The following is a 13,311-nucleotide window of genomic DNA, read 5'->3' on the forward strand; positions in this document are numbered from 1 at the left end:
TCGCCCGCGGCCTGGACTACTACACCGGCACCGTCTACGAGGGAAAGTTCCTCGACTGGCCCGACTACGGCAGCATCTGCTCGGGTGGCCGCTACGCAGATCTCGCCGGGTCGTTCATCCGCCGGCACCTGCCCGGCATCGGGATGTCGATCGGGCTCACCCGCATCTTCGCCAAACTCGTGGCCGAGGGCCGCCTGAGCACCGGCCCCAGCTGCCCCAGCGACATCCTCGTCGTCATCCCGAGTGATGCCCGCCGCGCGCAGGCGCAGGCCACCGCCGCGGCGCTGCGCAGCCGCGGCTACAACGTCGAGGTCTACCACCAGGCCGACAAGCTGGGGAAGCAGATCCGCTACGCCTCCCGCAAGGGCGTCCCGTTCGTCTGGTTCCCGCCGTTCGAGGACGGCAAGCCGCACGAGGTCAAGGACATGGCCGGCGGCGAGCAGGTCACCGCCGATCCGGCCACCTGGCGCCGCCCCTGACCCGGCTAGGCGGCGCCAGATCCCCTGTTCGATCGGCGCTGCTCACCGGCAAGATCGGCGTAAGTTTGTCGATGTGTACGCTTATTCGCCCGAAAAGCGTACATACCGACAAACTTACGCCGATCATCTACCGCGCAGGCGGTCACGCGCAGCATCCGGCCGACTTGGACGACCCTTACCGCGGCACCTCGCCCCGCCTTCGCCGCATACCAACCTGGCACCGCCCCTGACCCCAGGTGGGCCGCGGGTGAGATTCCTGCTGCCTTCCCGGCAATGAAATCCGCATCTTAAAACCAAAGAGTGACACAGCCATATTACTGGCTTCAATCACCAGGCTCTGCGGAAGGGACGTCATGTCGAGGCTATTCGTACACGCATTGGGAGCAGCCGATCTCGGCGTCTACACACCCCCTCGGGGAAAATCCCCCGAACCTGGGGAACCAACCTTTCCGGTTCAGTTGAATCGGCTGACCGAGGCAGTCACCCAGAGGGATATGGAGACGGTCCGCGCTATTCTTCTGACACCGGCCCGGGATCTTCAGCGGCAGTACAGAAAAGTCCCGCTACAAATTCTACTCGATGGAATGCGCGAGACGGACCGACTACTTCTGGCAGTTACCGATCAGCGACCCCGAGTAAATTCAGCCGACACCAAACCACTCGGTGATCTCGTATATTCGACCACGGAATTCTTGCCACAGATCTATGGTCCAATCTTAACAAAGGACCAGGTCGAGATTCTACCGATTACCGCTCCTACACTGCCGGCCGGTCGAATTGCGCTACACGACTGGCTGGCCACCGCGAAATCACAGCGCGAAATCGTACTGGGCATCGGCTCCGGCTCAACAGGCCTCGTCGTGGGTTTACTCCTGGCCGCGCTCGCCTCCGGGCAAGCGGTAGTCGTCCGTCCGGTACAACCCGAAGAAGGCGATGCTCTCGATCTACCGGTGGTAGGCGATCCGAAGCCGTGGTTGATGCGCCGACGTTTGTTCAGCGGCCTCGCTCTGCTGACAGATGATAAACGCCAGCGCGACGTCTTCCGACTTTTGGACGCACGGCAGCGGCTTGACTTGTCACGATTTTCTACCTACGCCCAGAGGCTCGGGATCGATCCCAACGGCCCTTTGGCCCCGACCGAGACAGTGGCCATCGAAAACGCCTTCTTCGATCGACTCGTCAGACGCGAGGTGAAGGCCGTCATGGTAGGTCGTGCCTGGGTTGCCACTCAGTATGAACAGCTACGCGACAAACGGGCCACCGATGGGCGCGATCCCGCGCAGACGGGTACTCTCGGCGATTTGTTGGGCAAGCTACGGGAACCGCGTGTACCCCGTACGCCAGCCAAAAACTTTGTTCTGGATCGGGCCTACATCAACAAGATAGCGAGTGGATCCGCCCATGATCTGCGACCACCCACGCGAACCTATCTGGTGAGGGCTGCACAAGACGCTCGTACGGCCGACGCCCGGGATCCTCGCCGTGGACATCCGCTACTTACCGGGCCATGTGACCTGACCCGCTGGTCGTCCGCTGCCTCGGGCGAGGTAATCGTCGCCTACTGCGTCGGTCTCAACGAGGTTTCCCCCGACGGCAGACGACCATTTGTTGAAGCGATTCGGAATCCGAAGTTACGGCTGCGAATAACCGAGCTCATCGAACCGACGAAAGCCGCTGCGGATCAGAACGAACTACTGGCCATACATACTCGCCTGATCTGCAGTGACGACACGATCGAGATGGGCCGGGAGTCCGCTCAGCTTCTTCAGAAACCACCGCACAGCACCGATGATCATCAACTCGAAAGTGGCGCAGCGGCAATCAGGGTACCGTCGAACACCTCGGCAATACGTGGCACCCTGGCCGACGAATTCCGTCGGATAGAGGGAGTTTACAATCTGGAGGCAATAATTGTATTGGCCGGTCCGGGCACTAATTCAATGAATGCCGGCACACTGCTCGCCGCCACCGACCTGGCGGCAGAAGCCGGTTGCCCACTTTATATCGGCGGCATGCGACCGGACGGCCACGGTGGCACCGAAATAGATCTTTTCGACGACCAGGTCGCAGCTTTTCCCGGATACACCACAATCCTGGCCTCAGTCGCTGTCGCACATCTATTGGATCTTGAATTCACTGCTGCGGCCGAGGCTCTCCGCCGGGCGGGAACCAGACTTGCGGAACTCGCGAAGCGAGCGGATATTCTTCGTGACGCAATGCTTCAAAAATGCCCTCCCCATGAAAAGCCCGGAGCCGAGACTGCCCGCCGCATCGAGATTGCGAAAGTACTGGCCGAACCCCAGCGCGGGCCCGACAGCAACCACATCGTCGATCAATGGCATGCGGTACACTTGGCCACCGCACTGGCCGACCTGTTGATGCCCAAGCCGGATGGCGCGAAAGGACGGCAATGGAACCATCCATCCAATCGGGCATGTCGCACGGCATACAGTCTCCGTAATAAGAGCGGAACCACACACGGAGCGGTCGTCCCATTTGATAAGGCACTTGTTCAGGTCCAGGCCAATAATCCTCGAAAATACCTGGATACGGTCAGCCTGCTGTCCGCCGTACAGAACGAGTTGGACCCAGAGTGCGACGACCGGTCACGGCTGCGGGCTGCGTACGACAAACTTCTTCAAGATGTGGAAGCCGCCGTGGCGGGGGGTGGCGCCGTGCGGCCGGCGCCGTCCGTCAGCGGTGAAGTTGGCGGCCGTCAGGGGGACGGCGCCTGATCAGAAGGCGGCAGGCGATGAGCAGCGGCACCACCCGTGAGAACGCCAGTGGGATGACCGATTGGACGGCCGGTCCGCGCGGCGGACACGCCGTGACGATCAGCGGACTGCGGGTGGTTGTGAGCCCGGGGCGGGTCGTGAGCCTGGCGGATCTGCCCCGCTACAGCATCGCGCTGGACGGGCTGGTGCAGGGTCCGCAGCTCGATCTCGACGGACGCCGGCTGAGCTTCGACCACCATGGCAACTGCGTGCGGCTGGTGACCTCGGCGACCTGCCGGCAGGTGCTGGACGCGCTGCTGCTCGGGCTCGACCCCAGCTCCTACACCGTCTATGTCAACGACATCGACGCCGACACCGCCCTCGCCGTCGCGCTGCTGGCCCATCCCGAATGGGTCGCGCCCGGCTCCGCGCACGCGCCGCGCACCCGGGCGCTGGTGGAGACCATCGGCAGCCGGGACGCCCACGGCCCCGCCTACCCGGTGGCGGATCCCGCTCTGCTCGCCGAGTTCGCCGTCGCCGTCCCGCTACCGCGCCGCCATGCCCCGGTAGGCGACCCCGCCGGGGCGCTCGCCGGCTGCGTCACAGCCATCACCAGGCTGATCACCCGCGTGCCCGGAGAGAACCCGCAGCGTGCCGTGCCGACCCGCGCCGTGCCGACCCGAGGGGAGCCGACCCGAGGGGAGCCGACCTTCACCGTCACCCACAGCGGTACCGGCTGGGTGATGGCCACGAGCGCCGGCGACGGATTCGACCCGGTCTACACCGCCGGGCACACCCGCGCGGTGCTCTGGCGGCGGCTACCGGACTCCTCGATCGCCTACACGGTCGGACGGCGCAGCGACCTCGTCGACCGTTTCCCGGTCGGTCCGCCGAGTGATCCCGGGACGATCCTCGCCGCCCTGGCCGCCCGCGAACCCGGCTGGGGCGGCGGCAGCTCGGTGGGCGGCGCCCCCCGCCATCCTGACGGTTCGCGCAGCGCGCTCACCCCGGACGAGGTCTTCGCGGTCGTCGAGGCCGTCGTCCGTCAGGGGTGGGTGTGAGCACGAACCACTGACCTGGTTAGCGTTCACGTCCTGCTTCGGGGGAACAGAAAGGATATCGGATGGGCGTTACCTGCCACGTCGTCCTCATCGAGACGTCGGGAAACCAGGGATTCATCTTCGACACCACCAAACGGCGGGAAAACGTCGGCGCGTCCGAGCTCATCGACGGACTCCGCCAGTGGGTGGACGACGCGCTGGCTGTGGAGTTCACCGACTTCGACAGCGCGACCTGGCGAATCAGCGACGGCCGACCGGCGCAGCTGCTGGTGAACGCGGCCGGCGGTGCCAAGATCGTCGTCCGCGACCGGGAGCAGGGGACAGCCCTGGTGAGCCTGGTCACCGCACGGGCACTGCGGGCGGCCCCGGGTCTGGACGTCTGCGGTGTCGTCGGAGAGTGCTTCGACTGGGACGCCGTCCACAAAGAAGAGGGGCAACGGCCCATCAGCATGCTGGCCAGGCGGTGCCGCGAGGCACACCACCTGCTGCCCCTGGTCAAGAGCGGCCGTGCCGGCCCGATGAGCCGGTTCCTGCGCATTCCGATCGTGGACGAGTGCGCTGCCAGCGGTCTACCCGCCTACGACGTGGTGGTCGACGGTGATGGTCCGCGATCACGCCAGCCCCGGTCGCGTCCCAGCCGGGCCAAGCGCGCCGTCCAGGATGCCGGCTTCACCCGGCTCGCGCGTTACGCCGGAATCTCCAACAAGGCGCTGGAGGCGGTGGCCGACCATCTGGAGGACGTCCCTGACTGGGTCGCCGTCATTCACGCGGACGGCAACAGCCTCGGCCAGCTGATCACAGATCTCGGCAACAGACCCGAAAGTGCGTCGGCTGACGGCCAGCCGGCGCAGGGTTCAGCCGCCGGCGACGCTAACCGGAAGACGCCCAGCGACCGCTACGCCGATGCCCTCGGCCCGTTCTCGGCGGCGGTCCAGGAATGCACCGTCGTCGCGTTCACAAAGGCGCTCGAGCACTGCGAACGGGTGCTCCCCCCAGGGCATGACGTGGCCGGCGCCATGCCCGTCCTGCCGCTTGTACTCGGTGGCGACGACCTCACGGTGATCTGCGCCGGCTCCATTTCGCTGGCCTTCACCGAGGCGTATCTCACCGCCTTCGAGGAGGTGACCCGTGCACATGCACTTCTGGGCGACGGGCTCACCGGTGGCGGGCTCACCGCGTGCGCCGGGGTGGCCGTCGTCAAGCCGCACTTCCCGTTCTCCGCCGCCTACGACCTGGCCGAGGAACTGACCAAGGAGGCGAAGAAGACCGTCAAGCGCTACGCACCGCGGTCCTCGGGCCAGGCACGGCCACGGGCGTCCGCGTTCTCGTTCCACGTCCAATATGACAGCGGGGGCAGCGACCCGGAGCATCTACGGGAACGCATGCAGGTCCCGCCCGGCGCCGCCGACCTCGCCGCCGAGCCTGACCGCAAAAAGCGGCGGAAACTGCGTGCCCTGCTGTACGCGCAGCCCTACGTCGTCACCCGTGACATGCGTGAACCGTGGACGCAGGGCCGTCACTGGGACGACCTCGTCCGGCGGGCCGCGGCGCTGATCGACACCGTCGACGAACTCGACGGCGGTGTCGACGGCGCGCAGGAGTCCGGGGAACGAAAGCTGCCGACCAGCCAGATACACGACCTGCGGGAGACGTTGTTCGCCGGGCGGGATGCCGCCGACGGCCGGTTCCGCCAGCTCCTGCGCCATTACCAGGACCGGGGGCTCACGCTGTTCGCCGCGCCCGACACCCCGCCCGACACCCCGGACGGCGAAACCACGAATCCCGACACGGCCTCGCTGTTCTGGCGGATCAGCGCCGACGAGCCGCCCATCACCGGACTGCTCGACGCGATGAACGCGGTCCAGCTCATGGGCGATCCAGCAGCAACGGGAGCACCTGCAACGGGAACATCGGTATGACGACCACGACGCGGACCCGCAAGGCCCCGGTGGACGGCCTTGCCCTGACGCTGACCCTGCACCTGGACAGCGACTGGCACTGTGGCACCGGCCTTGGTGTCCCCGGCGGAGTCGACAAAGTGATCAATACCGACCACGGCGGCCTGCCGTTCGTGCCCGGCAAGACCCTCACCGGGGTCTGGCGGGACGCCTGTGAGCTGGTCGCCGCCGCGCTCGACGGCTCGACCGACCCAGCCGGCGCAGCAGCCGGCGGATGGCATGCCTGGGTCGACGTCCTCTTCGGCAGCCAGCCGGTCCTCACCGACGCCGCCCAACCCGCACAGCAGGCGCCACGCCCGGCGGCGGTGTCGGTGCGCCCGGCACGCTATCCGGACGCGCTCGCCGCCGCGCTCCGGCCGACCGCGCGGCGCCCGCTGCGCGACGCGACCACCTTCGTCCGACCCGGAGTGAAGATCGATCCGCGCACCGGACGGGCCGCGGACGCGTTCCTCCGCTTCGAGCAGATGGCACGCTCCGGAGTACAGCTCACCGCGACCGCGACACTGGCCGGCTGGTCAGATGCAGGCGCGGGTACGGGGTTTGATGACGACGGCCGCCGAGCCGCCGCGGCGGTGCTGCTGCTCGGCGCGCGCCTGGTCGAGTCCATCGGCGGTAAGCGTCGGCGGGGCGCCGGCCGCTGCCGCCTGGAGGTGACCGAGGCAGCCGCCCCCGACCCGGGCGACTCGCCGCTACCGACACTCGACAGCCTGGTCAGCTGGCTGCGGGCCCGCAACGGCGTCGCCCCATCCATTCCGCCGGCCCTCGCGGAAGCGGCGACCGCGGCTGACCCCGTGCGTCCTGGCGAGACCGGCTGGGAGATCATCGACCTGCGGTTGCACCTCGACACACCGCTGGTCGTCCAGGACCGCACCGTCGGCAACGCCGTCCGATCCCTGACATTCGTGCCGGGCTCGCTGCTGCTGCCCGCCATCCTGCGGCGGCTGGGCGAACTGCCGGGCTGGGATCCGGCCGGACTCGCCCGTGCCGGCACTCTCCTTGTCACGAACGCGACCATCGAGGTGGACGGTGCGGCGGGCCGGCCGCTGCCGCGGACCTGGTTCCACCCGAAGGAGGACACCGACGCGGCTGTGAACCGGCTGGTCGACGATCCGCGGGAACCCGGCGCCGCGGCCAAGCCCTACAAGGACAGTTACGTCGGCGCGACACCCGCGATACCCGCGACGGACGACGCGGCCCCGGCCACGGTGGCCGTCCGCCGGCCGGAACGGACGATCCACACGCACAACGTCATCGACGATGCCCGGCAGCGGCCCACCTCCGCGCTGGTCGGCCTCTACACCTACCAGGCGCTTGCGGCCGGAACCGTACTGCGGGCGCAGGTCCGGGTACGCGCCGGGCTGCTACCTCAGGGCGCGGACGCCGCGCTGGCGGGTACCTGGGGGCTCGGCCGGTCGGCAAAGGACGACTACGGGCAGGTCAGCGTGACCGTCGACGGTCCGCCGAAACAGCTACCGGCGTCATCAGGGGTGCTGGCCGGGACGGACGACAAGCCGAAGATCACCGTATGGCTACTGTCGGACGTCCTGATCCGCGACCAGCGGCTGCGCCCGTCCACCGACCCCGTCGTGTTCGCGGAGCAACTCGGTGCTGCACTGGACGTGCAGCTCACCCCCGCGATCGGGAGCTCGGACGATTCGGACGGCCTGCTGCGGTGGGTGACCGCGACCCGGCGGGCCGAGTCGTGGCAACGCTCCTGGTGCCGGCCACGCCCGACTCTGCTGGGGCTCGCCGCGGGCAGCGTCCTGACCTTTACCGCCAACCGGCAGCCGTCCCCGGAGAACCTGGCCCGTGTACAGGCCGCCGGGATCGGTGAACGCACCGCCGAGGGATTCGGCCAGATCGCCGTCGACGACCCGCTGCTGGTGCTCCGGCCAGGCCGCCTTGACGATGGCACAGGGCGAGCCGACGAAGACGAAGCCGGGTCGGCGACGCCGTTCGTCCCGCCGAGGGAGAAGGTCGCCTACGCGATGGCGCAGGTCATCGAGCGGGAGGCGTGGCGGGCGCACATCCAGCGCGAGGCGGTCGCCGTCGCCGCCACCAGTGATGGACGCAGCAAGATCCTCGGTCTCGCGACCAACGGCAAGGACAGCGGGGTGAATCCGACCCAGCTCGGCGGGCTGCGCGACGTCCTGACCCGGTTGGAAGAAGACGACGAGATCGCCTACTGGCTGAACCGGCTGCCGGCCGACCCCTGGCCGGTTCAGGTCCGTACGAAAGTCACCCAGCTGCTCACGAAAAGATCCGAGGTGTGGCCGCATCTGCGCCTCGGCCCGGGATCCGACAAGAGCGTCGCGGACAAACTGATCATTACCGACGGCGGGGCCGACCGGCTGCGTGCCGACACAGAGCTGTGGGCCGAAGCCGTCCGCACGCTGGTCACGAACTGCCTGACCGCACACCGCCGGGCGCTGACCAACCATTCCGAGACCACTGCCGAGACCGCTGGGGACGTGACGAGATGAGCCTGCCAAGCGTGGACACACCAGTTCGGGTCGGAGCGGCACGGGCCGGGCGACCGATGGCGCGGCGCCTGCGGGTGCGCGGCTGGCTGCGGCTGGAGACCCCGCTGCACGTCGGCGGCCTCGGCGGCGACCCGTCAGTCGACCTGGCACTGGCGGTCGACGGACAGTCCCGTCTGTACGTGCCGGGCACGAGCCTCGCGGGAGCGCTGCGTGCCTTCGCCGCACGGTCGGTCACCGACGAGGATGTCCTCGACGGAATCTGGGGCAGCGTCCCGCAGAACGCCTCGGACGCCGGTTCGGCAAGCCGGATCATCATCCATGACAGCCTGGTCACCGCCGACACCGAGCCGGGTACGCCGTTGCCGCGGTCGCGGGTCGAGGCCCGCTCCGGCATCGGCATAGACCGGGTGTCGGGAACGGTCGCACACGGCTTCCTCTACGGCCGGGCAGTGATCCCCTGCGGCACCTACCTGCGCCTTGAGATCGACCTCGAATCCGGCGAACCGAACCGGGACGCCGACCCGGCGACGGCGATGCTCGGCACGCTGCTGCTCGCGCTGGCGGGCCGCGGTATCCGGCTCGGCGCGGCCCGGACCCGGGGTCTCGGCTCGGTCGTCCTCGAGGGAAAACCAGAGATCGTCGAGCAGCGGTTCGACAGCCTGGACGGGATTCTCGACGCGCTCGGCCTGGTGACGGCACCCGCGACCAGCCCGCTCACCCCGAAGAGCCTCGGTGGCACCGACCCGGACGCCGATCTGCTCAGGGTGGAGATCATCTGGCATCCGGCCTCGCCGGTGATGGTGCGCAGCGGGGTGGACGGATTCGCGATCAACGCGCTTCCCCTGGTCAGCGGGGTCGAGGGTAGCGATCAGTTCGCGCTCGTCCTGCCCGGAAGTTCGATCAAGGGTGCACTGCGATCGCACGCGGAGAGAATTGAGCGGACCGCCCGCGGCGTCGACGCCCCCCATCCGCTAGAAGCGCAGGCCGGACCTGCGAGATCGGCGCGGTTCCGGGCGCAGCTCGACCAGCTCGCCGCCGTCAACGCCCTGTTCGGCTCCGCCGGCAAGCCGGATAAGCCGGATAAGAGGAGTACCGATGATGGCGCGCCACACTGGGGAGTCGGAGCGCTCGGTGCCGACGACTGCTACTCCAAGCAGCCGATTCCCGGGCATGTGTGGCGTGCGTTGAACGGTGCCCACGTCGAAGGCACGGCGGAGACGCCCGCGGATCGTCCGACGCGATCGTCGGAGAAGGGCCGCGCCACGCTGCCGGAAAAGACCCGGGAACGGCTCAAACGGCTCGGGATGGATGAGGCCGAGCACGTCGCGATCGACAGGTGGACGGGGGGCGCCGCCCCCAAACGGCTCTTCAGCACGCTGGAACCGCATCACGTCGGGTGGCAACCACTGAAACTGGCCGTTGACCTGCGACGGTTGCGCCAGTTCGATCAGGACGGCCTGGACAAACCCGCTCTCGCGCTGCTGCTGCTCGTCCTTCGGGACCTCAGCGCCGGGCGGGTGCGGTTCGGGCACGGCGTCAACCGCGGCCACGGCGACATCACCGTGGAATCAATCAAAATCAACGGCTTTCCGGCGTCCACGAAAACCTACAAGGATCTTGACGAGCTGCTCGCGGAACCCGCCGTCGCCGAATGCGCCCAGAGCTGGCGAGACTACCTCGATCACAACCAGCTCGACCACAACCAGCTCGACCGCAACCAGGCGGACGGGAGCCGAGCATGACCGCCGACACGAGCACGACCCTCTACTCCGCCACGTCCGAGAAAGTCACGCTGGCGGACGCGATCCGCCTTACCGGCTTGGGTGCCGATCTCGGTGACGCGGTGGCGCTGCTGGCGAGTCCGAAGCGGTACACCGTGGCCCGGCTGTCCGGCGGCCGGCTCACCGACTCCGAGAAGACGGTCGAGCTTCCCGCCGCCGGGTCCGCGGCCGTGTTCGAAGCGCGGATCTTCAACCGGGACGCCGAGCTGCGCTGGCTGCACACGGGCAACGGCGTCGGCACCGCGGTCATCCTGGCGGAGTCCCCCGACCCGTGCGCCCGGCTCGCCGAGGCCCTCCCTCGGCTGGACGCCGTCGAGACGATCGAGAACAAGTACCTGCTGTGGGGTCGGCCGCTGCCAGCGGGCGACGATGGCCGCACCGGCACCGGCGGGCCACGGTGGGTCCGGCTGGCCGAGGCCCGGATCGGCCTGCTCGACGTGCCGCTACCGCGGGCGCCCCGGCCGGACGAGTGCGCCTACCTGCGGACCGTCGAGTACGTCACCACCGAGCCTGAGCACGGCAACGCCGGCGTCACCGAGGAGCGCCTGGTCGAGCTGTTCCTCGCGGTGCCCAGGCGGTCCGACGCCACCACCAACGCCGGCACCCAGTCCCGACCGCATGCGGAGGCGAGCAGATGAGCAGCCGTTTCGGCACGATCGCATGGAAGACGACCCCGGACGGCGCCCGCAAACTCGTCATCAACGAGGACGGCGCGGGAGAGCGGCGCTTCGAACGCCGCTTCCTGGACGAGATGTTGGCCGGGCTGAGCGATGACGATCTCGCCGACCGGTCCGTCGAGTTCGACTGGGCCGGCGGGCGGGCCAAGCGCATCCGCGACAAGGGCACCGCGCCTACAGCGCAAACCCTGCCCCCGGGCGCCGCGACGACCACCCCGCCGGAAGCTGCGCGGTCCACCCAAACGCCCGCGCGAACCGCGTCCCGCCAGCCACCGCGACACATGGCACCGGCGCGATCGGCCAGACAGGCGACCACCGCCGAGCGCCAGTCGGCTCCGCCGTACCGCGCTCCGGATCCGCAGAACGCGTTCATCAATCCCTACGGGTTCGTTCCGGCACCGCAACGTGACGTGTCGAACCAGACCTCTCTGGGCGACGTGGGCCACGACCCGACGGATCGCGAGCGTCTGCCCGGCCACGATCGACTCCGGACGAACCGCTGGTCGGGCACGATCGGCGTCACCCTCACCGTCGCCACACCCCTGCTGCTCCTGGACACCGCCCGGGGCAGGCGCGACAGGGACAACGACGCCGAACACTTGATCTATGACGTGCTCGAGCGGCCGGTTACCACCGTGCGCCGCCCGCATCTGCCGCCGACGGCCGTCAAGGGCATGCTGCGCAGCGCCTACGAGGCGGTCACGAACTCACGTTTCGGTGTCTTCACCGGCCACGACTCCCGGCTGGGCTACCGGATGGCGGCCCGCGACGGGCTCGCCTCGATCCCCGCGCGGGTGGTCGGCGACGGCGATACCGCCAAGATCGAACTACTGCCCGGGACGACGCCCGCGGGCCACCAGGGCCGGCACGGTTCGCCGATGCACGCGGCCTGGCTGCCGGCCTACTGGACACCGGAGGGGTCGAAACACGTCCGCTCCGACCAGAGTGATTTCAACATCATAATGCCGGACGGCGCACGGCCGGAGCACGGCGCGGCGGTGCGGGCACGCATCCAGCTCGTCCAGCATCACCGGTGGGACCGCCGCTCGGCTACGCATACACCAGACTTCCAGCTGTGGTGGGTGCGTTCACTTGCCGAACCCGGCCAGGAACCACCTCGTGCGCCATTGCGGACGTCCCGACAAAACGGGGCGTCATGGTATGAGCCGATCGGCCCGGAGAAGGTCGTCGACGGCTGGGTGTGCGTGACAAACCGGAACATCGACCGCAAACACGACGAGCGGGTCTTCTTCTACGACTCCGACGACGACCTGCGGGAGACGTTCGAACTGAATAAAGGTTTGCGGCGTATCTGGCACGACATCATCCACGGTTACAAGAACGCGCACCGGCCCGGTGAGCTGAAGGACCCGGACCCAGAAAATCTGGAGAAGAAGGTATCAAGTCGTCATCTGCTTCTGCCGGCCGACGTGGAACCGGATAAACTTACCGACGGCGATCTCCTATATGTCCGGCTGGATGCCCGCGGTGAGATCGACAGTCTGTATCCGGTGACGATCGCACGAGAGTTGTTCAGCGTCGCGCCGATCGACCTGCTCGATCGCTCGCTGCTGCCCGCGGACTCGATCAGCGAGCTGTCCCCGGCGGATCGGGTGTTCGGCTGGGTCCGTACCGAGGACCGCGACAGCAGCGAGGGGGGTGACCCGGCCGGCGCCTGGCGGGGCAGCCTGCGGATCGGACCGGTCGTCTGCGGCCAGTCGTCGGATTCGGCCGTAGAACGCTTCGAAGGCCGTGGCTTGCCGCTGGCGATCCTCGGTCAGCCCAAGCCTGGCCAGGGCCGCTTCTACCTGGGCGCGAAACAGACAGGCCATCCCGTGCCGCTGCGGGCCGGACTGCCCAAGGCGGCCTGGTTCGACTCCGCCGGGCAGATGCTTCGCGGGCGAAAGGTCTACCCGCATCACGCCGGCCTACCTGAGGGTTACTGGAAGAACCCGACGACCGATCGCACCCAGAAACTGGACGGCGGGCGTTACCAGGAATACCGCCGGCCACGGAAATCAACCGTGCTTCTGGACCCTCGCGCGAACCCGTTGAACAGCGATGGAACCGCCTTTGCCACGCAGCACTCAGGCGGGAAGAACGACGAGAACCGCGACGACCAGAACCGATCGGTGAACGGCTGGGTCCGCCCCGGGAC

Annotated in this window: 8 protein-coding genes; all 8 read left to right on the top strand. The window is 68.1% G+C overall.

The window, feature by feature from the left end; genetic code table 11:
* On the top strand, nucleotides 1–479 hold a 479-nt coding region (locus U9977_RS17380; RefSeq protein WP_322750324.1), incomplete at its 5' end, for a His/Gly/Thr/Pro-type tRNA ligase C-terminal domain-containing protein.
* Nucleotides 480–973: 494 nt separating this feature from the next.
* Nucleotides 974–3,214, top strand: coding sequence for a hypothetical protein (locus tag U9977_RS17385; protein WP_322750325.1), 2,241 nt, complete (start codon nucleotides 974–976; stop codon nucleotides 3,212–3,214).
* A gap of 53 nt (nucleotides 3,215–3,267) precedes the next feature.
* Complete coding sequence (locus tag U9977_RS17390) at nucleotides 3,268–4,254, top strand: hypothetical protein (protein WP_322750326.1); 987 nt, start codon at nucleotides 3,268–3,270, stop codon at nucleotides 4,252–4,254.
* A gap of 62 nt (nucleotides 4,255–4,316) precedes the next feature.
* The gene (locus tag U9977_RS17395) at nucleotides 4,317–6,173 is read left to right on the top strand and encodes a Cas10/Cmr2 second palm domain-containing protein (protein WP_322750327.1); all 1,857 of its coding nucleotides are present in this window, start codon (nucleotides 4,317–4,319) and stop codon (nucleotides 6,171–6,173) included.
* The gene (locus tag U9977_RS17400) at nucleotides 6,170–8,695 is read left to right on the top strand and encodes an RAMP superfamily CRISPR-associated protein (protein ID WP_322750328.1); all 2,526 of its coding nucleotides are present in this window, start codon (nucleotides 6,170–6,172) and stop codon (nucleotides 8,693–8,695) included. The genes U9977_RS17395 and U9977_RS17400 overlap by 4 nt, the downstream gene beginning before the upstream one ends.
* Nucleotides 8,692–10,437 (top strand): RAMP superfamily CRISPR-associated protein, encoded by a 1,746-nt coding sequence (locus U9977_RS17405; RefSeq protein WP_322750329.1) that lies wholly within the window; start codon nucleotides 8,692–8,694, stop codon nucleotides 10,435–10,437. Before U9977_RS17400 ends, U9977_RS17405 begins: the two co-directional genes overlap by 4 nt.
* Complete coding sequence (gene csx19, locus U9977_RS17410) at nucleotides 10,434–11,114, top strand: CRISPR-associated protein Csx19 (protein ID WP_322750330.1); 681 nt, start codon at nucleotides 10,434–10,436, stop codon at nucleotides 11,112–11,114. The genes U9977_RS17405 and csx19 overlap by 4 nt, the downstream gene beginning before the upstream one ends.
* The coding region (locus tag U9977_RS17415; RefSeq protein WP_322750331.1) for a TIGR03986 family CRISPR-associated RAMP protein at nucleotides 11,111–13,311 on the top strand (2,201 nt) is incomplete at its 3' end. The genes csx19 and U9977_RS17415, both read left to right, overlap by 4 nt.

The organism is Protofrankia sp. Cas8 (assembly GCF_963555845.1).
Lineage (GTDB): Bacteria > Actinomycetota > Actinomycetes > Frankiales > Frankiaceae > Protofrankia.